This window comes from Kineosporia sp. NBRC 101731 (assembly GCF_030269305.1).
Lineage (GTDB): Bacteria > Actinomycetota > Actinomycetes > Actinomycetales > Kineosporiaceae > Kineosporia.
In genome coordinates, this window is sequence record NZ_BSTC01000002.1 from 444743 (window position 1) to 470038 (window position 25296).

The window sequence follows — 25296 nt, forward strand, 5'->3', positions numbered from 1 at the left end:
GTCACCGCAGGGGCTCCGGCCGGCCCGGCTGATCACCGCCGCGGCTGTCCAGATAGTTCCGTTTCGGCACCATCACCTTGCGCCGGAAGGTGCAGACCACGACGCCGTCCTGCCGGTAGCCGATGGTCTCCACGTGCACGATGCCGCGGTCGTCCTTCGACGTGGACTCCCACTTGCCCAGCACCGTGCTCTCGCCGTAGATCGTGTCGCCGTGAAAGGTCGGGGCCACGTGCCGCAGCGACTCGATCTCCAGGTTGGCGATCGCCCGGCCGGAGACGTCGGGCACCGACATCCCCAGCAGGATCGAGTAGATCAGGTTGCCCACCACCACGTTCGCGCCGAACTGGGTGCTGTGCTGCGCGTAGTGCGCGTCCAGGTGCAGCGGATGGTGGTTCATCGTGATCAGGCAGAACAGGTGGTCGTCCGCCTCGGTCACGGTCTTGCCGGGCCAGTGCCGGTAAACGGCCCCGACCTCGAACTCCTCGTAGCTGCGCCCGAACTGCATCGTGGCCCTCCTCGTCGGCGTCGCCGATCACTCTGCTCACTCTGCCCCGCCGCCCGCCGCAGCGAACCCCTCCCACCGGTGGGCTGACTCACGCGCCCGCCACTGGCAGGCGGCACAATGAGGGGATGAGTGAGAACGAACCCGTCGTGCAGGGCCCCGAGGGCGAGTCGGCGAAGCCGGCGGAGGTCGAGCACCGGGAGCGACCGAACTCCCCGGCGTTCCGTCAGTTCATCGCCTCCGGGTGGGCGCCTCGTCCCGAAGGCCTGCCGGAGCGCTCCCCCGCCGCCCCCTACGCCGCCGCCCGCCGCGCCGCCCTGGCCGCCGAGCTGCCGGGTGAGCGACTCGTCCTCCCCGCCGGGGTGTTCCGGGTGCGCAGCAACGACACCGACTACCGCTTCCGCCCGCACTCCGCCTTCGCCCATCTGACCGGCCTGGGCACCGACCGGGAGCCGGACGCCGCCCTGGTCCTGGAGCCGTCCGGCGACGGGTTCGACGCGGTGCTCTACTTCCAGCCGCGCGCCGAGCGCGACTCCGAGCAGTTCTACGCCAACCCCCGCTACGGCGAGCTCTGGGTGGGGGTGCGCCCCAGCCTGGAAGAGGTCGCGGCGGAGACCGGCCTGATCTGCCGGCCCCTGGACGAGCTGATCGACGCGGTCACGAAAGACGCCGGCGCGGTCGGCGTCCGGGTGGTGCGCGACGCCGACCCCGCCCTCGACGAGGCGATCGACGAAGCCCGCGCCGCGGCCGGCACCAGCGAGCAGGACGCGCTCGCGGCCGACCGCGACCTGGCCCGCATCCTTTCCGAACTGCGCCTGGTGAAAGACGATTTCGAGATCGCCGAGATGCGCCGGGCGATCGACGGGACGGCCCGCGGGTTCGCCGACATCGTGCGCGCCCTGCCCGAGGCCGTGGCCTCCGTGCGGGGTGAACGCGTGGTGGAGACGGTGTTCGAGAGCCGCGCCCGCCGCGAGGGCAACGGGGTCGGCTACGACACCATCGCCGCCTCCGGCCCGCACGCCTGCACCCTGCACTGGATCCGCAACGACGGCCCGGTGAACGAGTCCGACCTGGTGCTCATCGACGCCGGTATGGAGGTCGACTCGCTCTACACGGCCGACATCACCCGCACCCTGCCGGTGTCGGGCACCTTCACCGACGCCCAGCGCCGGGTGTACCAGGCCGTGCTCGACGCCGCCGACGCCGCGTTCGCCGCCGCCCGCCCGGGTGTGAAGTTCCGGGAGGTGCACGCCGCCGCGATGACGGTGATCGCCGCCCGGCTGGAGGAATGGAACCTGCTGCCGTCGACGGCGCAGGAGTCGCTGAAGAAGGAGAACCAGTTCCACCGCCGCTGGATGGTGCACGGCACCAGCCACCACCTCGGCATCGACGTGCACGACTGCGCCCAGGCCCGCAAGGAGATGTACCTGGACGCCGAGCTGCAGCCGGGCATGATCTTCACCATCGAGCCCGGTCTCTACTTCGGCCCGCACGACCTGCTGGCCCCCGAGGAGTTCCGGGGCATCGGCGTCCGCATCGAGGACGACGTGCTGGTGACCCCCGACGGGGTGGAGAACCTCTCGGCCGGCCTTCCCCGTGAGCCCGCCCAGATCGAGGCCTGGATGGCGTCCCTGCGCGCCTGACACGCAGCGTCACAGCCCGTTCCCGGTGCCCCGGGGGCGGGCTGTAACGCTTTGGCGCAGGTGCACGATGTACTTCTGGGCGTGAGCCCGGGGCAGACTGATCACGGCGCGTGTTCACACGGGCAAGGCCAATCCGTTACCGGCTCTTCCGGCTGATGTCCAGAGTTTCCGGCGTCGGTCGGGCTACCCAAGGGTTAGCATGAGCGGCGGCCGAACGATGTTCCGGTAACGCCCGGACAGCTGGTCAAGAGCAAGCTCGGGCGACCGATGTTGCAGGTCGACGATAGTTCCCGGATGAGGGAGGTGAGATCGGTGCCGTCCAGAGATGACACCCCTGCCAGTACCGACTCCCCCGCGGAACGCGAGCTCCGCGCTGCCCTCCCGATGATCGCGGGGGTCTGCGGAGCTCTCTGAGGGTTGCGCGCCGATCACGGCGCCACCCTTCCGCGGGGCATGCCTGCCCACCGGAGGTGAAAGACCCATGGCCCGCACCAACCGCACCGGCCTCGCCCGGTCCCTGGCCCTTCCCCGCGCCCAGCTGCGCAACGTCTACCCGGCGCTGCGTTACGGGCCCCTCGACGTGCTCAAGCAGCACATCGACGACACCTCCAGCGCGACCAGCGGGCTCCTCGACGCAGCGGTGGACTGGGGCCTGTACAGCACCGGCCGCCGGGTACCGTCGAACGACTTCCAGCACGCCGTGCGGACCGCCCAGAAGGGTGAGGGTTTCGTCTGGCTGGGTCTGCACGAGCCGTCCTCCGAGCAGCTCGAGCAGCTCGGTGAGGTCTTCTCACTGCACCCCCTCGCCCTCGAGGACGCCTCCGGCGCCCGTCAGCGTCCCAAGCTGGAACGCCACGAGAACGACATGTTCCTGGCCATGCGCACGCTTGCCTACGTGGATTCGGTCGACCGCGACGCCGGTGGTGACGTGGTCGAGACGGGCGCCGTGATGGTGTTCGTCGGCGAGTACTTCGTCATCACCGTGCGCCACGGCAAGCACACCGCGCTGGCCGGGCTGCGGCGTCACCTGGAGGGCAACCCCGAGCAGCTGTCGCTCGGTCCCTCCGCCGTGCTGCACGCCGTCGCCGACAAGGTGGTCGACGAGTACCTGGCCGTCGTCGACGCGGTGCAGCAGGATCTCGAGGAGATCGAGAGCACGGTGTTCGCCCCTCGCGGCAACACCGACATCGAGCGCATCTACCAGCTCAAGCGCGACGTCATCGAGATGAAGCGCACCGTGCAGCCTCTCGCGGCACCCCTGCGCGAACTCTCCGAGCGGCCCCGCCGGCTGGTCCACGCCGAGATCCGGGAGTACTTCCGCGACGTCTCCGATCACCTGGCCCGCGTGCACGAGCAGGTCGCCGGTTTCGACGAGCTGCTCACCTCGATCCTGCAGGCCGGCCTGGCCCGGGTCTCGATCGCCGAGAACGAGGACATGCGCAAGATCTCGGCCTGGGTCGCGATCGCCGCGGTGCCCACGATGATCGCCGGCATCTACGGCATGAACTTCGAGTACATGCCGGAACTGCATCAGACCTGGGGTTATCCGGCCGTACTCGGCCTGATGGGAACGGTCTGTGCCGGGCTGTTCCGGGGCTTCAAGCGAAACGGCTGGTTGTAGGAGGCACCATGGTGGACGTCGACGGGCCCCATCCCCTCTGGGGTTCCCTCACGGACGTGCCCGGCTTCCGGGTCGGGCACGCCCAGCGCATCGGAGACGGCCGGCTGAGCGGGGTCACGGTGGTGGTTCCGCCGCCGGGCACGGTCGGGGCCGTCGACGTGCGCGGAGGCGGCCCGGGCACGCACGAGACCGATGCCCTCGACCCGACCACCCTGGTACCCACGGTGGACGCTGTAGTCCTCACCGGCGGAAGCGCTTTCGGGCTCGCCGCGGCCGGTGGCGTGCAGCAGTGGTGCCTGGAGCAGGGTCTCGGGTTCGCCGCCGGCCCGCCGTCCGACCCGGGATCGATCCTGGTGCCGATCGTGCCCGCCGCCGCCATTTTCGACCTCGGCCGCGGGGGCGACCTGACCGCCCGGCCGGATGCCGCCCTCGGGTACGAGGCCGCCGGCAACCTCGGCACCACCACCCCTCGTGGCGTGATCGGCGCCGGCACAGGCGCTCTGGCCGCGCGAACCACCCTGAAGGGTGGCATCGGCACGGCCTGTGTGCACCTGCCGGACGGGGTTGTCGTCGGCGCCGTCGTCGTGCTCAACGCCCTGGGCTCGCCACTCGATGCGACCACCGGCGCGCTGCTCGGAACCGCCTTCGTACCGCCCGGACTCCCCCGCCCACCGGCCCCCGATCCGGCCGAGTACGCCTCGTACGTGCAGGACGTCACGACCGCAGCCCCCGCCGCCAACACCACCCTCGCCGTCGTGGCCACCAATGCCGCACTCGACCCGGCCCGGTCCCGCCGCACCGCCACCGCGGCCCACGACGGCCTGGCCCGCTCCCTGACCCCCGCCCACACCCTGCTCGACGGCGACACGGTCTTCGTCCTGGCCTCCGGTGAGATCGAGGTGGACCTCCCGGCCGTGGTCGCGATCCAGGCGGCCGCCGCCGACGCGGTGATGCTGGCCGTCATGGACGCCGTCCTGGCCGCGACGAGCATCGACGCGACGTCGACCCAAGGCGTGAAAGCCCCTTCCTACCGAACCCTTTTCCCCTCCGTCAGCAACACCCCCACCCCGCCGTGACCAGGCCGACCTTCCCCAAAAAATACTTGTTCGTGATCATGCAAAACCTCCCCAGAGTTCTAGAACACACGCGGTCAGAGTTCTAGAACACCGGGGAGATTTTGCATGATCACGGAAAGGGGGGGTGGGGCCAAAACGCCGTAGGGGGGCGCCTCCTGGATCGGAGACGCCCCCCTACGCGGAACTACTGCCTACTGCTCCGGGTCGGGCTGGACCGGCTGCGGCTGGGTAGCCTGCGGCTGCTCCTGGGTCGCCCGTGGCTCGGCTGCTCGCCGCTCGGCCGCTTCCCGCTCAGCCTGCTGGCGGCGGTACTTCTCGGCTTCTTCACGCTCGGCTGCCTCGCGCTCCTCGGCCTTCTTGCGGTCGATCATCTCGCTGTAGGTCGGACCGCTGACCGGCGGCGGAGGCTGGTCCTGCGGAGCCGGCTGACCGTACTGCCCCGGCTGGCCGTACTGACCGGGCTGGCCGTACTGACCGGGCTGGCCGTACTGACCGGGCTGACCCGGCGGCGGCGAGCTCACGGGCGGCTGGCCCCAGGGCTGACCCCACGGCTGGCCCTGCGGCGGCTGCTGGGGATACGGCGGCTGCTGCGGGTAGGACTGCGGGTAAGGCTGGGGGGCCGGGGCTGTCTGGGTGACAGGGCGCGCGGGCTGGCTACGCGGGCCACCCTCTTCGGCCAGCTTGTTCAGCAGCTGACGGGCGGGGCCGGCCTGCTCGGTGAGACAGAGCACCCGGTACTCGCCGGCGACGATCTGGCTGGTGCTGGTGAAGTCGCGCCGCCCACCGGTGAAGGCGTAGGAGATGAGCCCGAACAGCCCACCGAACGCCGCGCCGATCAGCATGGCCGCGAAAATGCTGAAGCTCTCGGCGGTACCGAAGAGCGAGATCAGCAAACCCACGAAGAGACCGAACCAGGCACCCGAGAGCAGCCCGGCCACGGCCACGCGGGAGTAGGTCAGACGACCGGTGACCCGTTCGACCATCTGCAGGTCGACTCCGACGATGGTCACGGCCTGCACGGGAAAGTGGTTGTCGGAGAGGTAGTCGACCGCACGCTGGGCCTCGGCGTAGGTGGCGTACTGCGCGATGGTGTCGCCACGCGGCGGTGTGGGCAGGCCCGGCTGGGACTGGGCCCGGAGCGGGCTGAGGTTCGACATACGATCATTCTCCCTGATCCCGGGCCCCCGGCGCATCCGCGCCGAGGGACTGCCGGGATCTGTTCACGTAGCTCTCAGCGTTGAACGTACGGGGTCACCGCGGGAGTTTCCGCCATCGCCGAGAGCTGAACTTCAGGAGGTGGCGGCCTTCGCGGCACCCTTCTCGGTCTTCACGCCCTGGGTGCTCAGCTGGCCGCCGGCGTTCTCCAGGTGCGCCCGCACGAACCAGTGGAACTGCTCGATCTCGTGCAGGTGACCGATCAGCAGGTCGTTGGTGACGTCGTCGAGCTCCTCGGTGTCCTCAGCAGCCTGACGGATGCTGGTGATCACCCCGACGTACACGGCGTCGAGGGCGGCCAGGTGCTCGATCGCACCGGCGCGGCCGATCGAGTAGTCGTCCCAGTCACGCTGCTCGACGAGCGCACCCGGAGTGCCCTGGGGCGAGCTGCCCAGCGTGGCGATCCGCTCGGCGACGTCGTCGGCGTAACCCCGCACGGCCTCGACCTGCGGGTCGATCATCTGGTGCACCGAGATGAAGTTCGGGCCGACCACGTTCCAGTGCACGTGCTTGAGCGTGAGGTGCAGATCGTTGTACGTGTTCAGGATCTTCTGCAGCACGGCGGCGGTCGCGGAACCCTCGTCGAGCGTCAGCCCGGGCACCGTGAACGTCGGCGTGCCCTCGAAGGCGTCCGGCGTGTTCGGGCTGACCTGGGTGGTCGAGAGCTGTTCCTTGCTGTTCGTGGAAGAAGTCGCAGTAGCCATGCGCTCACGGTAGGTCGGTGGATCGGCCGCCGCAGGTCGAGACGACGCTGTCCCGACAGCCGAATCCGCACATGATCACGAGGATTTGACGCCGTACTCCTCCAGCAGGCGGCGGCCGATGATCATGCGCTGGATATCGGCCGTCCCCTCGCCGATCAGGAGCATCGGGGCCTCGCGGTACAGCCGCTCGATCTCGTACTCCTTCGAGTAGCCGTAGCCGCCGTGGATCCGGAACGAGTCCTCCACCACCTGTGAGCAGTACTCACTGGCCAGGTACTTGGCCATCCCGGCCTCCAGGTCGTTACGGGCCCCGGAGTCCTTCACCCGGGCCGCCATCACCATCATCTGGTGCGCGGCCTCGACCTTCACGGCCATCTCCGCCAGCCGGAACTGAACGGCCTGGTGCTCGGCGATCTTCTTGCCGAAAGTCTCGCGCATCTGGGCGTACTCGATCCCGATCTGGAACGCGCGCAGGGCCACGCCACAGGCTCGCGCAGCGACGTTGACCCGGCCCACCTCGACACCGTCCATCATCTGGTAGAAGCCGCGCCCGGGCTCCCCACCGAGCACACACGCGTCCTCGATCCTGTACTCGTCGAAGACCAGCTCGGTGGTGTCGACGCCCTTGTACCCCATCTTCTCGATCTTGCCCGGCACCGTGAGACCGGGCGCCACCTCGCCGAAACCGGGCTCCTTCTCGACCAGAAAGGTCGTCATGTTCCGGTAGACGGAGGACGCGCCGGTGTCGGTCTTGGTGAGCACGGCGACGAGGCTCGAGGAGCCTCCGTTGGTGAGCCACATCTTCTGCCCGGTGATCACCCAGCCGCCACCCTCCTGGACCACGGCTCGCGTCCGGATCGCCGCGACGTCCGACCCGCAGTGCGGTTCGGACATCGAGAAGGCCCCCCGCAGGTCCCCCGTCGCCATCCGCGGCAGGTAGCGCTGCTTCTGCTCCGGCGTGCCGTGCTGCACCAGCATCCAGGCCACGATGAAGTGGGTGTTGACGATGCCGGAGACGCTCATCCAGCCGCGGGAGATCTCCTCCACGACCAGGGCGTAGGTGAGCAGCGACTCCCCCAGGCCGCCGTACTCCTCGGGGATCATCAGACCGAAGATCCCCATCTCCTTCATCCCCTCGACGATCTTCGCCGGGTACTCGTCGCGGTGCTCCAGCTCGGTGGCGACGGGGAGGATCTGCTCGTCCACGAAGACCCGAACCGCCTTCAGGATCTCCTTCTGGTCGTCGGTCAGGCCCTCGGTGCTCTGCAGACGCCCCATCGCGCGCTCCTTGATCAGTCCTGATCGGTCCTGGATCGGTCCTGGATCAGTCCGGCCGAACTCGGGTCTCCGCCGAGCATGAGCCGAGTATGAGCCGGGCCCCCAGGTCACACACCTGTCCCACATGTGAGCGACACCACTGCGTAACCCGGTGGGCCCTCACCGTGATCGGCGCCGATCAGGGAATCAGGCCCGCAGGCTGCTGGTTCTTCCTGAGCGCGGGCACCCCGTGAACGCGGCCGTCAGACCAAAGGGATGCTTGGGTCGTCCCAAATCCTGGACTTGCTCATTGACGATCGCGTTATGTGAACGTACGGTCAAGAAAACCATCCAGAGCGGCTGAGAGACCTGGCTCGACGAAGCCGCAGCAACCACCCCACCCCAGAGGGTGCAGGGCCCGGTGCTACCGCCAGGACCGATGGAGGAGAAACATGCGAGTCAACGGTGCAACGAGGCAGAACCTGACGAAGCGCACCTACGTCGACCTGCTCAGGACCGCGAGCGCGACCTGTCGGTGATCCATCAGATCCACCGGATCCGCCGATCAGCACCCGCGCTCGTCGCCATCGACTACTGATCCGTCACCTTCCCGGAATGTTCGCGCCCATGGCGGCGCCGGCCGGGTGACGGCTGCGGTCCTGGGACACCACAGCTATTGAAAGCCACCTGTCATTACTCGGAGGAACCGCACGTGAGCACCGACACCGAACCGTCCGGCGCCGGTATCGCCTTCCCGCCCAGGCCGAAGCGCTCGGAGGGCCAGTGGGCCCTGGGCGAGACCACGCCGCTCACGCCGAACGAGGCGTGGAAGGCGAAGGAAGGCGGCCTGGCCGTCCGCGAGCGGGTCGAGGCCTACGCCAAGGGCGGTTTCGACAGCATCCCCGGTGACGACCTGCGGGGCCGGATGCGCTGGTGGGGCCTGTACACCCAGCGGCGGCCCGGCATCCACGGCGGCCGCACTGCCTCCCTGGAGCCGCACGAGCTGGACGACGAGTACTTCATGCTGCGCGTGCGCACCGACGGCGGTGCGGTCGATCTGCACCAGCTGCGCACGCTGGCCGGCATCTCCACCGAGTTCGCCCGGGACACGGCGGATGTCACCGACCGGCAGAACATCCAGTTCCACTGGATCCGGATCGAGGACATGCCGCGGATCTGGGCCACGCTCGAGGATGCCGGGCTCATCACCATCGACGCCTGCGGAGACACCCCGCGCGTGATCCTGGGCTCGCCGGTCGCCGGAGTGGCTGCCGACGAGATCATCGACGGCACGCCGGCGATGCTCAAGATCCGCGAGATGTACGTGGGTAACGAGGATCTCCAGAACCTGCCGCGGAAGTTCAAGACCGCGATCAGTGGCAACCCGAACCAGGATGTCGCCCACGAGATCCACGACATCGCCTTCGTCGGGGTGAACCACCCCGAGCACGGGCCGGGTTTCGATCTGTGGGTCGGTGGTGGCCTCTCGACGAACCCGATGCTGGCCAAGCGCCTGGGCGCCTGGATCCCGCTGGACGAGGTGCCCGACGTGTGGCACGGCGTGATCAAGATCTTCCGTGACTACGGCTACCGCCGCCTGCGCAACCGGGCCCGGTTGAAGTTCCTGATGGCCGACTGGGGCCCCGAGGTCTTCCGTCGGGTGCTGGAAGACGAGTACCTGCACCGCAAGCTGATCGACGGCCCGGCGCCGGAACTCCCCGAGGGCCGGCACGACCACGTCGGCGTGCACCGGCAGAAGAACGGCAAGTTCTACGTCGGGGTCGCGCCGATCGTGGGCCGGGTCAGCGGTGACGTGCTGGCCAAGCTGGCCGACGCGGTCGAGGCGGCGGGCAGCGACCGGGTGCGGTTCACCCCGCAGCAGAAGATCGTGATCCTTGACGTGGTGGCTTCCAAGGTGCCCGATCTGCTCGACGCGCTCGACCAAATTGGTCTCACCGCAAGGGCTTCCGCATTCCGTCGGGGCACGATGGCCTGCACCGGCATCGAGTTCTGCAAGCTGGCGATCACGGCCACCAAGAGCACGGCCACCACTCTGGTCGCGGAGTTGGAGAACCGGCTGGCCGACGTGCCGGAGCTGTTCACGCTCGACGGGCCCAGCCTGTCGATCAACATGAACGGCTGCCCGAACTCCTGCGCCCGCGCCCAGATCGCCGACATCGGCCTGAAGGGTGTGCAGCTCCCCAACCCGCAGGATCCGCAGGGCGAGACGGTCGACGGTTTCCAGATCCACCTCGGTGGCGGGCTCGGCGTGCACGCCGGGTTCGGCCGCAAGGTGCGGGGCCTGAAGTCGACGGCCACCGACCTGCCCGACTACGTCGAGCGGATGGTGCGTCGCTGGCTGGCCCAGCGCAAGGACGACGAGACCTTCGCCTCCTGGGTCGTCCGGGCCGAGGAAGCCGATCTTTCATGAGGCCGGCATGAGCGAGACCGCGAGAGCCGTTCCGTACTGCTGCCCGTTCTGCGGCGAGGAAGACCTGCGACCGGTGGCCGGCGGCTCGGTCGAGGGCCTGACCCGCGGAGGCTGGCACTGTCGTAGCTGCCTTCGTGTCTTCAGCCTGAGTTTTCACGGACTGCACCGTCCGGAGCAGCTCGAACCTTCCATCCCTGATACGCATTCCACTCACGCGGGTACCTCCCCCGGCCCCCGCACTGGAGAGTGACAGCCATGATCGGATCGTTGATCAGCCGGCCCGAGGACGTCGCGGCCGCACTGGAGGAAGACGCGCCGGGTTTCGCGGCGGAGGCCTCCCGGGCGCTCGAGGGCGCCGACCCGCTCACCGTTCTGGGCTGGGCCGGGAGGGCTTTCGGCAAGGGCCTGGTGATCACCGCGTCGATGGGCGACACCGCCCTGGCGCACCTGACCTCACGGGCCGTGCCCGGCACCGACATGCTCTTCGTCGACACCGGCTACCACTTCGCCGAGACGATCGGCACCGCGCAGGCCGTGCAGCACTCCTACCCGCTGCGCATGCTCAGCATCCGGCCCAAGGAGTCGGTCGAGGAGCACGAGGCCAAGCGCGGAAAGCTCTGGCAGACCGACCCGGACGCCTGCTGCGCCCTGCGCAAGGTGGCACCGCTGAACAACGCACTGCGCGGATACCGGGCCTGGGCCACGGGTCTTCGCCGGGCCGAGTCGCCGGAGCGGGCGAACACGCCGGTCGTGCAGTGGGACGCCAAGCGCGACCTGCTCAAGCTGGCGCCGATCGCGTCGTGGACCGACGAAGACGTGGAGAACTACCAGGACGCGCACCCCGAGGTACTCAGTAACCCCCTGCTGCAGATGGGCTACCGATCGATCGGCTGCTCCACGTGCACCCGCGCCGTGGCTCCCGGCGAAGACGCCCGCGCCGGCCGCTGGGCGGGCCGGGCCAAGTCCGAGTGCGGTATTCACCAGTGACCCAGCATTGAGGACGAGGTGGGCACCCCAGGTGCTCACCTCGTCTTCAGTCGTGCTGGAGGGCCTTCTCGAATTCTTCGTCGAAACGCTCGAGAATGACCTGGATCTCGGGACGATTCAGGGCCTCCTCGACCCGCTCGGCGCTCTCGCCGACCTCACCGTCGGGCTTCAGTTCAGCGTCACGCACCGGCTCGTCGGCCGACGTGCCGAAGGTCTGACGGGCGAACTTCACCGCGGCGGGCGTGAGCTTGCGACCCTGTGAGAGCCCGTCGCCGATGGCGGCGGACAGCAGACGCAGGTCCATGCCCTTCAGTGCCTCGTCGAACGCGTGGCGCAGCTCCTTGGCCTGCGCCTCGAGCACCTTGCGGTCGGTGCCGTCGCTCAGCCGGCCCTGCACCAGGCTGCGGTGAACGACCCGCGACAGCAGCACCACCTTCATCACGTCGGTCGGAACCCCGCGCACCGCACCGAAGATCGCGACATATTTGCGCACCGGGAAGAGAATCACGCGGCGCGGCACCGAGCGCAGATACTTCATCGCCTCGGCGAACACGCCCCCCTCGGCCCCCTCGTACAGCGGGGCGACCTGCTTGGAGGGGTACTCCCGGTCGCTCGCCCGAAGCGTGCGCACGATGGCGACCTGGGTGGCCCGCAACCGGATCGCGTCGTCCAGCAGGGGCACCGGGACGAACCGGGCCGCGGCAACGGCGATGCCGCAGACCACGGCTTGTCCCACCAGCGCGGCCGGGGGTCTGATCGCGTCAGGATTCATGCGTCGAGGTTACGGGGTGTGCAAGATCCAGCACGTTGCCGCGTCCGGGCGATCACCGGGCCGACGGGGAAACTCCGTGCGGTCCTGGCGCACGGAGTTTCCCCGGTATGGCGGCGGTGAGGCGGCGGTCGGCGCGTTGTGACGCGGTTGAGCTGGACCGGAGGGGCCCGGACCGGGTTGGCTGAGCCCTGTGACCGGTGAAGACGTACTCGCGACCCTCGGCCTGGTACTGATCGTGAGCGGCGTGATCGTGATGATCGTGCCCATGGTGCGCGCCACTGTCGGCAGCTCGGCGATCGGCCAGGTGCCGCCCGAGCTCGACGGGGTGTCGGTGCCGGATCAGGCCGAACTGCGGAAGCGGGTGCAATCCGGCGGCGAAGCACCGGCGCGGGACCTGCCGAAACTGCGGGCCGTGGCCGACGGAATGGTGGCCCGCCGCGTCGGACTGTGGTTCTGCCTGGGCGGGGCGATCGTGGCCCTGGGCCTGGCCGTGACCGACCCCACCGACCCCCCTCGCCTGGTGTTCTGCCTGGTCATCCTGGCCGTGGTGGGATTCGCCGCCCGCGGCATCGCGGTGCGGGCCCAGGCCGGCGCCGCCTTCCTGGCCGCTCATCCACGGTGACGCCGCGCACACGTAGAGCCCTCCCCGCGCGCCGCCGCCCGGCCTAACCTCGTTCCATGCGAAGCCCGAAGGACTTCTACCGTCCCCTGGCTGTCGGGGCGCCCGCACCTCTGCGGGAGATCCCGGCCGCGCCCTCCCGCATGATCCACTTCTTCCCGCCCTCCAACGCCCGGATGGTCGCGAAGGTGCCGGACATCGCGCCCAAGGTCGACGTGCTGCTGGCCAATCTGGAGGACGGGGTGCCCGCGGCCGACAAGGAGGCCGCGCGGGCCGGGCTGGTCGAGGTGGGCCAGAGCTGGAGCACCCCGGGAACGCAGCTGTGGACCCGGGTCAACTCCCTCGACTCGCCCTGGGGTCTGGACGATCTCGTCACCGCCGTGCTGGAGGTCGGGCACGTGGTCGACGTGGTGATGATCCCGAAGGTGGAGGGGCCCGAGGACATCCACTACGTGGACCGGCTGCTGGCTCAACTCGAGGCCAAAGCCGTTCTGAGGAAGCCAATCCTGATCCACGCCATTCTCGAGACGGCGGCCGGTGTGGCCCGGGTGGAGGAGATCTGCGCGGCCAGCCCCCGCCTGCAGGGGCTCTCCCTGGGCCCGGCCGACCTGGCGGCGAACCGGCGGATGAAGACCACCCGGGTCGGCGGTGGTCACCCGGGATACCTGGTGCGGCAAGACCCTTCGTCCGACGGAACCGACCGGGCCACGTACCAGCAAGACCTCTGGCACTACACGATCGCCCGGATGGTCGACGCCTGTGTGATGAACGGCATCCATCCCTACTACGGGCCGTTCGGCGACATCCGCGACACGATGGCCTGCGAAGACCAGTTCCGCAACGCCTTCCTTCTCGGCTGCGTCGGCGCCTGGAGCCTGCACCCGGCCCAGATCCCGATCGCCAAGAAGGTTTTCAGCCCCACCCGGGACGACGTGCGGCATGCCCGGCGAGTGGTCGAGGCGATGGGCGACGGCACCGGCGCGGTGCTGCTCGACGGGCGGATGGAAGACGATGCCTCGGTGAAACAGTGCCACGTGATTCTCTCCACCGCCAGGACCCTCGCCGCGCGCGACCCGGAACTGGCCGACCTCTACGGAATCGCCCCATGACACCCACTCCGCGCCGTTCCGCTCTCTACATCCCCGGGTCCAACGAGCGGGCGCTGGAGAAGGCGAAGAACCTGCCGGCCGACGTGCTGCTGCTCGATCTGGAGGACGCCGTCGCGCCCGAGGCCAAACCGGCCGCCCGGGAACGGGTCTGCGCGCTGGTCGCGACGAAGGCCTACGGGTCTCGGGAAGTGGTGATCCGGGTGAACGCCCCCGGCACCCCGTGGCACACCGACGACCTCGCCGCCGTGGCCTCGGCCGGGCCGTCGGCCGTGCTGGTGCCCAAGGTGTCGTCCCCCGCGACCGTGCACGAGGTCGAGGCAGCCCTGCCGGGCGACCTCCCGATCTGGGCGATGCTCGAGACCCCCGCGGCCCTGTTCTCCGCCGCGCCGATCGCCGCGGCCTCCGAGCGGCTCACCGTGCTCGTGCTGGGCACCAACGACCTGGCGAACGAGCTGCACGCCGAGGCCGTGCCCGGGCGCGCCCCGCTGATCACCGGCATCCAGCTGGCCCTGCTCGGAGGCCGGGCCGCGGGCAAGGTCGTGCTCGACGGCGTCTACAACGACGTGAAAGACCTGGCCGGGTTCGAGGCCGAGTGCGTGCAGGGCCGGCAGTTCGGCTTCGACGGCAAGACCCTGATCCACCCGGCCCAGGTCGAACCGTGCAACCGGGTGTTCTCCCCGTCGGCGGAACAGATCGCGCAGAGCCGGGAGATCCTCGCGGCCTGGGACGAGGCGGTGGCCGCGGGGCGCGGGGTGGCCACGGTGAACGGGCGGCTGATCGAGAACCTGCACGTGGCCAACGCCCGGCGAATCCTGTCCCGGGCCGAAAACCTGGGGTCGTAACCACGACCTGGGCCGAAGGCCCCTCAAGATCCTTTTCGTGATCATGCAAAACCTCCCCGGGGAGGTTTTGCATGATCACGAACGAGGTTGGGGGGCCTCCACACTTTGTTCGTGATCATGCTGTCCCCCAGCCCCTGGGAGGCCAGGAGGTGCCCCCACTTCCCCGACAGGATCTCCCAGGTCACCGGCGCGCGACCGCACCACGACCACCAGCCCCAGCAACATCAGCACGGCGCCGGGCAGGACGGCGAGCGGGGGTGCCTCGCCCAGGTAGGCCCAGGCCAGCAGGGACGCACCGGGCACCTCCAGCAGGATCGCGAGGGCCAGCGGGGTGGCGCCGACGTGCGGCAGCGTGACGTTGAACAGGGTGTGACCGAGCACCTGGGCGGCGATCGTGACCGTGACGATCTCCAGCCAGGTGCGGGTGGAGAAGCCGGTGAGCTGCGTGCCGGAGACCAGGGCCGCGGGCAGCAGCACCGTCGCACAGGCCGCGTAGGCGACGAGCGTGTAGACGGCGGGCGACGTGGTCCGCATGACCTGGGTGCCGGCCAGCATGTAGACGGCCATCGCCGCCGCGGCGAAGAGCGCGAGGCCGTCACCCGCGAGCGCCCGGCCGGAGCGACCGGCGTCCACACCCGTGATCGCCACGACGCCCACCATCGACACCCCCACACCGATCAGCACCGCGCGGGGCACGGGCACGCGCCGGGCCAGGTCGAAGCCCACGGTGAGGATCGGGGTGGTGGAGACCAGGGCCGTGGAGGCGGCCACACTGGTCATCCGCAGACTCGCGAACCAGCTGGTGAAGTGCGCGGCGAGCACCAGTCCGGAGACGACAGCCAGCCAGAACGTCTTGCGCTCCAACCCGGCCAAACCGTGGCGATCACGAAATAGGGCCCAGACGCCACTGATTCCGGCGCCGGCGAGGTTGCGCCAGAACGCGATCGCCACCACCGGCGCCAGCGATCCCGCCGTGATCGGCCCGGACGAGGAGACACCGGCCACGGCAACGGCAACGAGGATCCAGGCGCGAAGGGGAGTCACGGCTCCACTCGTACCAGAGCCCGAAGTCACGGCCACGCGGTGATCAGGTCACGTCCCGGCCACAGCTGGGTCGCAGACCGCCCGGAGCGGGCGGAACTACCAGACACCTGTGGCACGCTCGCAGATGTGACCGCCCAACCCGCTCCCGGCCACGGGCAGCAGCAACTGCGCCGGCCGCTGTCCCCGGTCGAGGCGGCGCTGGTGGCCGAGGCCTGCAGCCGTAGTGACGTGGTCTGGGTCAAGCCCGGGGGCACCGCGCGCTACCAGGCGGTCTGGCACACCTGGCACGACGATGCGGTGGCCCTGGTCTACGGCGCGGGTGAGCAGATGCTCCCGGTGCTGACCGGCGAGGTCGAGGTGATGGCCCGGAGCAAGGACACCGGCGCGGCCGTCATCGGTTTCCTCGCCCACGTGGACACGCTGACCTCGCACACCCCGGAGTGGGACGCGGCGGCGACCGTCCTGTCCACGGCGCGTCTCAACGCTGTCGACGTGGCGCAGCAGCGTGAGCGCTGGGCGTCCGGCGCGGTGGTCTCGCTGTTGCGCCCGATCGCGGTGACCGTGGCGGCGCAGGGCGACGACTCCACCCCGACCGGATCGTTGCCCGTGCTCGGCGGTCCGGGTACCACCACCGAGAAGCCGCCCTTCCATCTGGGCAGCCGCCTGCGGCGGGCGCTGCGGCTGCGCCGGCGCAACGACGACGACCAGAATTGAGGACGAGGGTGAGCCTTCGTGGCTCACTCACCTTGCTCGCCGGTAGGCGAACCCCGCCGGAGAAGCTCGACATCGTTCTTCATCGGTGATCCACGCCACCACAGCCCCAGCGAGCCGATCTGGACCCTGCCGCCTAGTGTGAGGCGCGTGGGTGCTGCCGCGAACCGGGTTTTTGTCGCGCGGATGGCCGGTCTGGCCGTCTTCGACCCGCTCGGCGATCAGGTCGGGAGGGTCCGCGACGTCATTGTCATGTTCCGGCCGGGCAAGCCGATCCGCGTGGTCGGGCTCATGGTCGAGGTGGTCGGGCGTCGTCGGGTGTTCCTGCCGATGACCCGCGTGACCAACATCGACGCCGGTCAGGTCATCACCACCGGCCTGGTGAACATGCGCCGCTTCGAGCAGAGGCCGACCGAGACGCTGGTGCTGGGCGAGCTGCTCGACCGCACCGTGACGTTGCGGGAGGACGACAGCCGGGTCGTCATCGAAGACGTTGCCATGCAGCCGAGCCGGACGAAGGAATGGCGGCTGTGCCGGGCCTACGTGCGCCGGGTCCGGCCGGGCCGGTTCGCCCGCAAGGGTGAAGCCTTCGTCGTCGACATTGACGATCTCGAGGGTTTCGGCATCGTCGAGGAACGGCAGGGTGCCGCCAACCTGCTGGCCGCGTTCGAGGGGCTGAAGGCCGCCGACCTGGCCGAGGTGATCCACGAGCTGGCCCCCAAACGCCGGCACGAGGTGGCATCGGCGCTGACCGACGACCGGCTGGCCGACGTGCTGGAGGAGCTGCCCGAAGAGGCGCAGGTCGAGATCCTCACCGCGCTGGAGTCCGGCCGGGCCGCCGACGTGCTCGAGGCGATGCAGCCCGACGATGCCGCCGACCTGCTCTCCGAGCTGCCGCTGGACCAGCGCGATCAGCTGCTGGAGCTGATGGAGCCGGACGAGGCCGAGGACGTGCGCCGGCTGCTGGCCTACGACGACGACACCGCCGGCGGCCTGATGACGCCGGAGCCCGTGGTGCTGCCGCCGGACGCCGCGATCGCCGAGGCCCTGGCCCGGGTGCGCCGTGCCGACCTCTCCCCCGCCGTGGCCGCGGCCGTGTTCGTCTGCCGCCCGCCCCTGGAGACCCCGACCGGCAAGTACCTGGGCATGGTGCACATCCAGCGCCTGCTGCGTGAGCCCCCGCACCAGTCCATCGGCTCGATCATGGACAAGGACGTCAAGGCGCTGCCCACGCACGCGACCCTGGAGCAGGTGGCGCGGGTGATGGCGCACTACAACCTGGTGTCGGCTCCGATCGCCGACGAGACCGGCCGGCTGGTGGGCGCGGTCACCGTGGACGACGTGCTCGACCACCTGCTGCCGCGGCACTGGCGCGAAGACCCGGCCGACCTGCGAGACGCCGGGATGACCGGGGAGATCCCGCGTGTCTTCTGATCGCGCCCGCCTCGACCGCCCGGTCTCCGGGCGCAGCCGCCCCGACCGCAAGCGCTCTGGTAAGAAGCGCTCGGCCAAGGCCCGTAACGAGCAGCGGCCCCGGACCTCGGAACGGGAGTCCGGCGGTGTCGCGCAGTGGTTCCGGCGGGTCACCTCATCGGCGGGCAGCGGTCTGGACTCCCCGCTCGACGCCTCACGGCGCAATCGCCGCACCGCCCCGGCACTGGACACCGAACGGTTCGGCCGGGCCTCCGAGCGCTTCGCCCGCTTCATGGGAACGGCATCGTTCCTGATCGGGATGACGGTGTTCGTCGGCGGCTGGCTGGCCTGGAACTGGATGGCCCCCGAGAACCTGCAGTTCGACCCGCGACGGCTGAACTTCACCCTGATGACGCTGCTGCTGAGCCTGCAGGCCTCCTACGCGGCCCCGCTGATCCTGCTGGCCCAGAACCGCCAGGCCGACCGCGACCGGGTGTCCGCGGAGCAGGACCGGAACCGGGCCGAACGCTCCCTGGCCGACACCGAGTACCTGGCCCGCGAGGTGGCCGCGCTGCGGATCGCGCTGAACGAGGTCGCCACCCGGGACTTCGTCCGCTCGGAGCTGCGGACGCTGCTGGAGGAGTTCGGCGACCGGCCGGTCTCGTCGCGGCCCAAGAAGAAGACCCCGAAGTCACAGAAAGACGTCAAGGACTCCCCGAACGGCGGCTCGAACGGCTCGATCCGATCTGCTCTGCCCGTCCGTGACAACGGTACGGAGTCGAACGATCACCGTTCCGGCTTAATAAATGACTCGGCGGTGCCGACAGAGAGTTCGTGACGACGACCCCTCCGGGCGCCGGGGTTCAGCCCGGCCCAGCCCGCCAGCCCGGTCAGTCGCCACCCGCTGGGCGCAGACGACTCGGTGACGTGCTGGTGGACTCCGGTCTCCTCACCGCCGCACAGCTCGAACTCGCCCTGGCCGACCAGCGCCGCCCCGACGCCCCGCGCCGCAGGCTCGGGCAGGTGGTGTCCGACCTCGGTTTCGCCACCGAGCGCGATGTCGCCGAGGCCCTGGCCAAGTTGCTGGGCCTGCAGATCGTCGATCTCTCCCGCACGATGCCCGCCCCCGACGTGGTGCGGTTGCTGCCCCGGGCGGTGGCCGAGCGCACCCGCGTTCTCGTGCTCGACCGCACGTCCAAGGGCCTGCTGGTGGCCGCCGCCGACCCCACGAACGTGCTCGCGCTCGACGATGTGAAGCTCTACACCCGTAGCGCTGACATCACGGTGATGGTGGCCACGGACAGCCAGATCCGGGACCAGCTGGCCCGGGCCTGGTCGCTCGGTTCCGACTCCAGCGCCGTCTCGATGGCCGAGGAGAGCATCGAGGAGGACGAGGCCGACCTCACGTCCCTGGGCACCGCCGACGACGAGGCACCCATCGTCAAGCTGGTGAACCGCATCTTCGGCGACGCCGTGCGGCTTCGCGCCTCCGACATCCACGTCGAGGTCCAGCGCGAGGTGCTGCGCGTGCGGTACCGCATCGACGGTCTGCTGCGCGACGTGATGAACGCTCCGCGCCGCATCGCCACCTCGGTGATCAGCCGGATCAAGATCATGTCGGGTCTGGACATCTCCGAGCGCCGGATCCCGCAGGACGGCCGTACCCGCATCGTGGTCGAGGGCATGTCCATCGACTGCCGCGTCAGCACCCTGCCGAGCCTTCACGGTGAGAAGGTCGTCATCCGGCTGCTGACCCGCGGCGACGAGGTGCCCACCCTGTCGCAGCTGGGTTTCGAACCCGACCAGCTGGCCAACTTCGAGGCATCGCTGGCCGTACCGCAGGGTCTGGTGCTGATCACCGGCCCCACCGGATCGGGCAAGACGAACACCCTGTACTCCGCGATCGCGCAGATCAGCGACCCTGAGAAGAACATCGTCACGCTCGAGGACCCGGTCGAGGTGCAGCTGCCCGGGATCACCCAGGTGGGTGCGAACGCCAAGATCGGCATGACCTTCGCAGCCGGCCTGCGCTCGATCCTGCGGCAGGACCCCGACATCATCCTGGTCGGTGAGGTCCGCGACGAGGAGACCGCCGAGCTGGCCCTGACCGCGTCCATCACCGGTCACCTGGTGCTGACCACGCTGCACACCAACTCGGCCGTGGCCGCCCTGACCCGTCTGGTCGACATGGGTGTTGAACCGTTCCTCGTCGCGTCGTCGCTGACCTGCGCGATCGCGCAGCGTCTGGTGCGCACGCCGTGCTCCAGCTGCATCGCGCCCTACGTCCCCTCACGGGACACCCTGACCGTGCTCGGGCTGCTGCCCTCCGACCTGGAGGGCGCCACCCCGAAGATGGGCACCGGCTGCCCGGAGTGCGGCGGCACCGGCTACAAGGGCCGCACCGCCGTCTACGAGGTGCTCGTCGTGGACAACACGATGCGCCAGGTGCTGATGAAAGACGCCAGCGAGGCCTCGATCGCGGCGGCCGCGCGGCAGGCTGGGATGTCCACGCTGCGCAACTCCGGGCTGGCCAAGGCCCGGCAGGGAAAGACCACCTACGAAGAGGTCATCCGGGTCACGCACTCCGACTCCGAGGCCACCCACTCGTGCCCGAAGTGCGGCAAGCACGTCTCCGAGGACATGGTGGCCTGCCCGTACTGCGCGACGAACCTCGACCGTGGGCACTGCCAGAACTGTGGCCGGGCGCTCGAGGAGGACTGGCGGGTCTGCCCCTACTGCCGGACCGCGGTCGTCACCTAAGGCTTCTGACCAGCCTCTTTGATCAGGAGGGCCAGCTGGTCGGCAACCTCGGCGGAGAGGGCGCTCAGTTCGTGGACCTGTTCGTCGGTCCAGACCCGGGGCTTGTGGTCGATCGCGCACAGGGCCCCGACCACCTGGTGGTCGTCACCGGCGATCAGGGGCACCCCCGCGTAGGCGATGACCCCGAGCTCCATGATCGCGAGATTGTCCGCGACCGACGGGTCGTCGTGGGCGTTGTCCACCACGAACGGCCGGCCGGAGGTCACCACGTGCTGGCAGAACGAATGGGTCAGAGGTGTCCAGCGCTCGCTGGACCAGGGCTCGGCCAGGCCGAAAGCTCCCGGCAGGGCCTGGCCCTCTCCGTCGACCAGCGACACCAGGGCGACCGGGCTACCCAGCCGCTGGGCCGTGCGCACGCACAGCTCGTCGAGACTCGGTACTGCGCCCGCGGGTAGCGGGGTCCGTGGCGGCAGTTCCACCACACCTCCAAGGTCGTACAAGGTCGTACCGGCCGACGCTGATTCACCCCCGCCGGCCCGGATCATCAACAACGTGGGCACCCCCGGGCCCGCAACCATCCTGCGGGACATGCTGACGTTCCGCGCGCTGAATCGTTGCCCCGGCCTCGGCCGGGCACTGCCCGGCCACTGTCCGCGTGCTCGGCCGCCTCCCCGGCGTCATACCATCGACTCATGCCAGCGCCGCTGCTCGATGCCGTCCACGCCGCTCTCTCCACGGTCAACGATCCCGAGATCCGTCGCCCGATCACCGAACTCGACATGATCGAATCCGTCGACATCGACGGCTCCACGGTCCGGGTCAACGTGCTGCTGACGGTCGCCGGCTGCCCCATGAAAGAGCGGCTCACGGCCGATGTGAAGGCGGCCGTCCTGGGCGTTGCCGGGGTTTCGGAGGTCGGGGTCTCGCTCGGCGTGATGTCCGACGACCAGCGCGGCACGCTGCGCGAGAAGCTGCGCGGCGGGCAGGCGACCAAGGAGATCCCGTTCGCCAAACCCGGCTCGCTGACCCGTATCTACGCGGTCGCGTCGGGCAAGGGCGGCGTGGGCAAGTCGTCGATCACGGTCAACCTGGCCGCGGCGATGGCGGCCGACGGGCTCGCCGTGGGTGTGCTCGACGCCGATGTCTACGGCTTCTCGGTGCCCCGCATGCTCGGCGTGGACCGCCCGCCCACCCGCGTGGACGACATGATCCTGCCGCCGGTCTCGCACGATGTGAAGGTCATCTCGATCGGCATGTTCGTGCCCGGCAACCAGCCGGTGGTGTGGCGTGGACCGATGCTGCACCGGGCGCTGGAGCAGTTCCTCACCGACGTGTTCTGGGGCGACCTCGACGTGCTCCTGCTCGACCTGCCGCCCGGCACCGGCGACATCGCGATCAGCACGGCCCAGCTGCTGCCGACCGCGGAGATCCTGGTGGTCACCACTCCGCAGACCGCCGCGGCCGAGGTGGCCGAACGGGCCGGGTCGATCGCCCTGCAGACCAAGCAGCAGATCGTCGGTGTGGTCGAGAACATGTCCTGGCTGGAGCAGCCCGACGGCACCCGGCTGGAGATCTTCGGGTCCGGCGGGGGCCAGGCCGTGGCCGACTCCCTCGGGCAGTCGATCGGCTCGCCGGTGCCGCTGCTCGGCCAGATCCCGCTCGACGTCTCGCTGCGCGAGGGTGGCGACAACGGGGTGCCCGTGGTGCGCTCCCACCCGGACAGCGCCGCCGCCGTGGCGCTGTCGGGCGTGGCCCGCAAGCTCGGGCACCGCGCCCGGGGGCTGGCCGGACGCTCGCTCGGTCTGACACCGACCGGTCGCTGAGCTCTTCTTCTCCCCTATGCGTGAAAGCCCTCCGCAGATCTCTGCGGAGGGCTTTCACGGTTGTCGGCCGGGGCTTTCGTTCGCCATCAGGAAACTTCCCCGGCGAAGTGGCCTGATCACTCGCCAAGGCCGATGCCGACTGTCGCGGTGACCGCCCTAGGTGGCGTCCGGGTCGAACGCCGGGGTGCCGGCCGGCGGCTTGGCCGCCTGGGTCTTCTCGCCCATCGTGTCGGCGCTCTCACTGCTGGAGGACGTCGTCGGGCGAGTGGCGCGGCCGTTCGCCGAGGTGCCGTTCCCGCCCAGGTCGAGGTCGTCCTTGGTGTAGCCGTTCTGCTTCAGACCCAGCGGGTCGTCGGGGTCCCAGGCTTCGCTGAGAGCATCACGCACGATGCGGCGGGGGTCGTACTGACGCGGATCGAGCTTCTGCCAGTCGATGTCGTCGAACTCAGGGCCGAGTTCCTCCCGCACCTGCCGGGAGGCGCCCTGGGCCATGTTGCGCAGCTGGACCACGATGCGGGCCAGGCCCTGGGCGTACTGCGGCAGCCGCTCCGGGCCGAGCACGACCGCAGCCACCGCCGCGAGGACGATGAACTCCGCCGGATTAATACCGAACACGATGTGAGACTAGGCGCTGCCGAGCGGAAGTCCAACCGCCCGGTGCCCGGCAGGATGGCTGGCCTGACGCTCAGTCACTGGACGCACTGAGTTTCACCTCGACCTCTTTCTCGCTGCCCCCGTTACGACGGATGGTCAGCTTGACGGTGTCCCCCGGCTTCTCGGCGCGGATCGCGACGATCAGCTCGTCCGGAGCCGTCACCGGCCGGCCGTTGAACTTGGTGATCACGTCGCCCGCCTTGATGCCCGCCTCGGCGGCCGGGCCGCCCGGGGTGACCGGCTGCTGGCCACCGGTCGCGCTGGTGGCCACCTGGACGCCCTGACCGGTGTAGTTCTGGGCGAGCGAGACGCCGATGATCGGGTGGTCGGCCTTGCCGGTCTGGATCAGCTGCTCGGCCGTGCGCTGCGCCTGGTTGCTCGGGATCGCGAAACCCAGCCCGATGCTGCCCGAGGTGCTGTTGCCCGTGGTGTCGGGCACCCGGGCGATCGCCGAGTTCACCGCGATCACGTGACCGGCCGTGTTCACCAGCGGACCACCGGAGTTACCCGGGTTGATCGCGGCGTCGGTCTGGATCGCGTTGATGAACGCCGGGCTGTCGCCCCCGCCGGCCGCGACCGGGCGGTTCAGCGCACTCACAATGCCGGTGGTGACCGTGCCCTGGAGCCCGAGCGGGGCTCCGATCGCCACCACCGGATCACCGACCTGGGTCTGGTCGGAGTCGCCGAACGTGAGCTCCTGCAGGCCCTTCGCCTTCACCTTGACCACGGCCAGGTCGTAGGAGGCGTCCGCCCCCACCAGCGTGCCCTTGGCCTGGGTGCCGTCCTGGAACACGACCCGGATCGTCGAGTCGGTGGCGTCACCGCTCTCGGCCGTGACCACGTGGTTGTTCGTCAGGATGTAGCCGTTCTCGGCGTCGATCACGAAGCCCGAGCCCGTGCCCTCGGCGCTGGCGGAGGTGACCTCGAGCGACACCACGGCCGGCGTCACGGCCGAGGCCACCGCGGTGACCTCGCCGGCCGTCTGGTCGCGGTTGTCCTGCACCGGTTCCGGCAGGTTGAGCGTCGGCGCCCGGCCGCTGGAGTCGGCCACGTCGTCGTAGAGCGCGCTGCCGCCGAAACCTCCCAGCACACCCGCGAGAAGGCCGACACCGAGGGCCGCGGCAATGAGCGAGGCCCGGCCCGACGATCGGCCGTTGGCCCGGCCCGGGGGCACGGTCGGCGGGTTGCCCCAGCTCGGCTGCATCCCGGGCACCAGCGACTGACCGTACGGCTGGTTCTGCTGGTTCGGCTGGCCGTAGCCGTACTGCGACGACGGGCCGGCCGGGAAGTTCGGTGCAGCCTGGAAGTTCGGGCCGGTCTGCGGGTCGGGACCGGTCGGGCGATCCTGGGCGTCGCCGAGGTCGGCCGACCAGCTCGCACCCGACGCCGGTGCACCGCTCGGCGACGACCAGGCACTCGGCGGGGACTGCGGGGCACGGAAGACCGGGGTGTGCGGACTCTGCAACCCCGGCTGACTCTGCGAACCGGGCTGACTCTGCGACACCGGCAGACCCTGCGGACCCGGCTGCCCCTGTGAACCGGGCTGACTCTGCGGCGCCGGTAGCCCTTGTGGGGCGGACGAGTCCTGGAACGCGGGCCGACTCTGCGGGAAGGCGGTGTTGCCGGTGCCGTACTGCGGCTGCGGGGCGGTCGGAGAGATCTCACCGAGCCGGTCGGGACTCTGGTTGCTGCCCTGACCGCTGTTCCGGCTGCTGTCCGGGGTCTGCGGGTAGGCGCTCCAGCTCGGGGCCGGCGGGGTCTGCTCCCGCGGCTCGTCCTCGCCGGGCCTGTCCGAGGACCGTGGCTGCTCCAGCGGACGGAAGTACTGAGACTGCTCCGGGGAACGTCCGGCCGGCGCCTGGTCCTGGCCGTCGGCGGGCACGTGGTTCTGCCCGTGGACGGAGGGGCGCTCGACGGTGTCATCCCGGTTCGAGCCGTCACGGTTCAGGTCGTCACGAGTGACGCCCGGCCCTGCAGCCTGGGTCTGCTCCGAGGACGACAGTCCCGCCTGTTCCTGGGACGCGTCGTTCTTCGGCGCCCAGTAGACCTGCTCGTCCTGTGACGGGCGGTCTTCGTCAGTCATCCCTGCTCCTCGCGGGTGGTGCTCATGAGC

Annotated in this window: 22 protein-coding genes and 1 riboswitch; of the genes, 13 read left to right on the forward strand and 9 right to left on the reverse strand. The window is 69.9% G+C overall.

What is annotated here, in order from left to right:
* Window position 1: 1 nt before the first annotated feature.
* A complete protein-coding gene (locus QSK05_RS09170) occupies window positions 2–505 on the reverse strand; it encodes a MaoC family dehydratase (protein WP_285596017.1) in 504 nt (167 codons plus the stop codon).
* Between the two features lie 125 nt (window positions 506–630).
* Between QSK05_RS09170 and QSK05_RS09175 the strand changes: the two genes are divergently transcribed.
* The 3 genes from QSK05_RS09175 (at window position 631) to QSK05_RS09185 (ending at window position 4842) form a co-directional block, all read left to right on the forward strand.
* Entirely contained in the window at window positions 631–2145 is a 1515-nt protein-coding gene (locus QSK05_RS09175; RefSeq protein WP_285596019.1) for an aminopeptidase P family protein, read from the forward strand.
* 481 nt (window positions 2146–2626) lie between these two features.
* Entirely contained in the window at window positions 2627–3766 is a 1140-nt protein-coding gene (corA, locus tag QSK05_RS09180) for a magnesium/cobalt transporter CorA (protein ID WP_285596021.1), read from the forward strand.
* A gap of 8 nt (window positions 3767–3774) precedes the next feature.
* The gene (locus tag QSK05_RS09185) at window positions 3775–4842 is read left to right on the forward strand and encodes a P1 family peptidase (RefSeq protein WP_285596023.1); all 1068 of its coding nucleotides are present in this window, start codon (window positions 3775–3777) and stop codon (window positions 4840–4842) included.
* 191 nt (window positions 4843–5033) lie between these two features.
* Here the strand turns inward: QSK05_RS09185 and QSK05_RS09190 are convergent, their stop codons facing one another.
* From QSK05_RS09190 to QSK05_RS09200, 3 genes are all read right to left on the reverse strand, one after another.
* On the reverse strand, window positions 5034–5999 hold the full coding sequence (locus QSK05_RS09190) for a general stress protein (protein WP_285596025.1): 966 nt from the start codon (window positions 5997–5999) through the stop codon (window positions 5034–5036).
* Window positions 6000–6131: 132 nt separating this feature from the next.
* Complete coding sequence (locus tag QSK05_RS09195) at window positions 6132–6761, reverse strand: Dps family protein (protein ID WP_285596027.1); 630 nt, start codon at window positions 6759–6761, stop codon at window positions 6132–6134.
* 75 nt (window positions 6762–6836) lie between these two features.
* Window positions 6837–8039, reverse strand: coding sequence for an acyl-CoA dehydrogenase family protein (locus tag QSK05_RS09200; RefSeq protein WP_285596029.1), 1203 nt, complete (start codon window positions 8037–8039; stop codon window positions 6837–6839).
* 323 nt (window positions 8040–8362) lie between these two features.
* A riboswitch (SAM riboswitch) is annotated at window positions 8363–8464 on the forward strand.
* A gap of 266 nt (window positions 8465–8730) precedes the next feature.
* On the opposite strand from QSK05_RS09200, the gene QSK05_RS09205 reads away from it, so the two are divergent.
* Together QSK05_RS09205 and QSK05_RS09210 are read left to right on the forward strand one after the other, a co-directional pair.
* On the forward strand, window positions 8731–10449 hold the full coding sequence (locus QSK05_RS09205; RefSeq protein ID WP_285596031.1) for a nitrite/sulfite reductase: 1719 nt from the start codon (window positions 8731–8733) through the stop codon (window positions 10447–10449).
* A 255-nt stretch (window positions 10450–10704) separates the two neighbouring features.
* Window positions 10705–11436, forward strand: coding sequence for a phosphoadenylyl-sulfate reductase (locus QSK05_RS09210; protein ID WP_285596033.1), 732 nt, complete (start codon window positions 10705–10707; stop codon window positions 11434–11436).
* Window positions 11437–11482: 46 nt separating this feature from the next.
* On the opposite strand, the gene QSK05_RS09215 is transcribed toward QSK05_RS09210, so the two are convergent.
* The gene (locus QSK05_RS09215; protein ID WP_285596035.1) at window positions 11483–12208 is read right to left on the reverse strand and encodes a hypothetical protein; all 726 of its coding nucleotides are present in this window, start codon (window positions 12206–12208) and stop codon (window positions 11483–11485) included.
* Between the two features lie 190 nt (window positions 12209–12398).
* Here QSK05_RS09215 and QSK05_RS09220 point away from each other — a divergent pair, with 190 nt between their 5' ends.
* The 3 genes from QSK05_RS09220 to QSK05_RS09230 are packed head-to-tail and all read left to right on the forward strand — an operon-like array spanning window position 12399 to window position 14778.
* Window positions 12399–12830: a hypothetical protein gene (locus tag QSK05_RS09220; RefSeq protein WP_285596037.1), complete on the forward strand. Its 432-nt coding sequence runs from the start codon at window positions 12399–12401 to the stop codon at window positions 12828–12830.
* A gap of 56 nt (window positions 12831–12886) precedes the next feature.
* Window positions 12887–13936 carry an HpcH/HpaI aldolase/citrate lyase family protein gene (locus tag QSK05_RS09225; RefSeq protein WP_285596042.1) on the forward strand — a complete coding sequence of 350 codons (1050 nt, stop codon included), beginning with the start codon at window positions 12887–12889 and terminating at the stop codon, window positions 13934–13936.
* Window positions 13933–14778 carry an HpcH/HpaI aldolase/citrate lyase family protein gene (locus tag QSK05_RS09230; RefSeq protein ID WP_285596043.1) on the forward strand — a complete coding sequence of 282 codons (846 nt, stop codon included), beginning with the start codon at window positions 13933–13935 and terminating at the stop codon, window positions 14776–14778. The genes QSK05_RS09225 and QSK05_RS09230 overlap by 4 nt, the downstream gene beginning before the upstream one ends.
* Before the next feature lie 75 nt (window positions 14779–14853).
* Here QSK05_RS09230 and QSK05_RS09235 read toward each other — a convergent pair whose 3' ends face one another.
* Window positions 14854–15822 carry a DMT family transporter gene (locus tag QSK05_RS09235; protein ID WP_285596045.1) on the reverse strand — a complete coding sequence of 323 codons (969 nt, stop codon included), beginning with the start codon at window positions 15820–15822 and terminating at the stop codon, window positions 14854–14856.
* Between the two features lie 126 nt (window positions 15823–15948).
* Between QSK05_RS09235 and QSK05_RS09240 the strand changes: the two genes are divergently transcribed.
* The 4 genes from QSK05_RS09240 (at window position 15949) to QSK05_RS09255 (ending at window position 20706) form a co-directional block, all read left to right on the forward strand.
* Complete coding sequence (locus QSK05_RS09240) at window positions 15949–16536, forward strand: hypothetical protein (protein ID WP_285596047.1); 588 nt, start codon at window positions 15949–15951, stop codon at window positions 16534–16536.
* Window positions 16537–16683: 147 nt separating this feature from the next.
* Window positions 16684–17967, forward strand: coding sequence for a magnesium transporter MgtE N-terminal domain-containing protein (locus QSK05_RS09245; RefSeq protein ID WP_285596049.1), 1284 nt, complete (start codon window positions 16684–16686; stop codon window positions 17965–17967).
* Window positions 17957–18784, forward strand: a complete 828-nt coding sequence (locus QSK05_RS09250; RefSeq protein WP_285596051.1) for a DUF1003 domain-containing protein — start codon at window positions 17957–17959, stop codon at window positions 18782–18784. The genes QSK05_RS09245 and QSK05_RS09250 overlap by 11 nt, the downstream gene beginning before the upstream one ends.
* Window positions 18781–20706, forward strand: coding sequence for an ATPase, T2SS/T4P/T4SS family (locus QSK05_RS09255; protein WP_285596052.1), 1926 nt, complete (start codon window positions 18781–18783; stop codon window positions 20704–20706). The genes QSK05_RS09250 and QSK05_RS09255 overlap by 4 nt, the downstream gene beginning before the upstream one ends.
* On the opposite strand, the gene QSK05_RS09260 is transcribed toward QSK05_RS09255, so the two are convergent.
* Window positions 20703–21296 (reverse strand): GAF domain-containing protein, encoded by a 594-nt coding sequence (locus tag QSK05_RS09260; protein WP_285596054.1) that lies wholly within the window; start codon window positions 21294–21296, stop codon window positions 20703–20705. The two genes, QSK05_RS09255 and QSK05_RS09260, sit on opposite strands and share 4 nt — an antisense overlap.
* A gap of 102 nt (window positions 21297–21398) precedes the next feature.
* Here QSK05_RS09260 and QSK05_RS09265 point away from each other — a divergent pair, with 102 nt between their 5' ends.
* On the forward strand, window positions 21399–22529 hold the full coding sequence (locus QSK05_RS09265; protein WP_285596057.1) for an Mrp/NBP35 family ATP-binding protein: 1131 nt from the start codon (window positions 21399–21401) through the stop codon (window positions 22527–22529).
* A 156-nt stretch (window positions 22530–22685) separates the two neighbouring features.
* Here QSK05_RS09265 and QSK05_RS09270 read toward each other — a convergent pair whose 3' ends face one another.
* Together QSK05_RS09270 and QSK05_RS09275 are read right to left on the reverse strand one after the other, a co-directional pair.
* Window positions 22686–23144, reverse strand: coding sequence for a twin-arginine translocase TatA/TatE family subunit (locus QSK05_RS09270; RefSeq protein WP_285596059.1), 459 nt, complete (start codon window positions 23142–23144; stop codon window positions 22686–22688).
* Between the two features lie 70 nt (window positions 23145–23214).
* Window positions 23215–25266 (reverse strand): S1C family serine protease, encoded by a 2052-nt coding sequence (locus QSK05_RS09275; protein ID WP_285596062.1) that lies wholly within the window; start codon window positions 25264–25266, stop codon window positions 23215–23217.
* Window positions 25267–25296 lie beyond the last annotated feature (30 nt).

Excerpts from the sequence above, each read along its gene's own strand:
- QSK05_RS09170 (WP_285596017.1), bottom strand. The coding sequence starts at position 505 with ATGCAGTTCGGGCGCAGCTACGAGGAGTTCGAGGTCGGGGCCGTTTAC.
- QSK05_RS09175 (WP_285596019.1), top strand. The coding sequence starts at position 631 with ATGAGTGAGAACGAACCCGTCGTGCAGGGCCCCGAGGGCGAGTCGGCG.
- corA (WP_285596021.1), top strand. The coding sequence starts at position 2,627 with ATGGCCCGCACCAACCGCACCGGCCTCGCCCGGTCCCTGGCCCTTCCC.
- QSK05_RS09185 (WP_285596023.1), top strand. The coding sequence starts at position 3,775 with ATGGTGGACGTCGACGGGCCCCATCCCCTCTGGGGTTCCCTCACGGAC.
- QSK05_RS09190 (WP_285596025.1), bottom strand. The coding sequence starts at position 5,999 with ATGTCGAACCTCAGCCCGCTCCGGGCCCAGTCCCAGCCGGGCCTGCCC.
- QSK05_RS09195 (WP_285596027.1), bottom strand. The coding sequence starts at position 6,761 with ATGGCTACTGCGACTTCTTCCACGAACAGCAAGGAACAGCTCTCGACC.
- QSK05_RS09200 (WP_285596029.1), bottom strand. The coding sequence starts at position 8,039 with ATGGGGCGTCTGCAGAGCACCGAGGGCCTGACCGACGACCAGAAGGAG.
- QSK05_RS09210 (WP_285596033.1), top strand. The coding sequence starts at position 10,705 with ATGATCGGATCGTTGATCAGCCGGCCCGAGGACGTCGCGGCCGCACTG.
- QSK05_RS09215 (WP_285596035.1), bottom strand. The coding sequence starts at position 12,208 with ATGAATCCTGACGCGATCAGACCCCCGGCCGCGCTGGTGGGACAAGCC.
- QSK05_RS09225 (WP_285596042.1), top strand. The coding sequence starts at position 12,887 with ATGCGAAGCCCGAAGGACTTCTACCGTCCCCTGGCTGTCGGGGCGCCC.
- QSK05_RS09230 (WP_285596043.1), top strand. The coding sequence starts at position 13,933 with ATGACACCCACTCCGCGCCGTTCCGCTCTCTACATCCCCGGGTCCAAC.
- QSK05_RS09260 (WP_285596054.1), bottom strand. The coding sequence starts at position 21,296 with ATGTCCCGCAGGATGGTTGCGGGCCCGGGGGTGCCCACGTTGTTGATG.
- QSK05_RS09265 (WP_285596057.1), top strand. The coding sequence starts at position 21,399 with ATGCCAGCGCCGCTGCTCGATGCCGTCCACGCCGCTCTCTCCACGGTC.
- QSK05_RS09275 (WP_285596062.1), bottom strand. The coding sequence starts at position 25,266 with ATGACTGACGAAGACCGCCCGTCACAGGACGAGCAGGTCTACTGGGCG.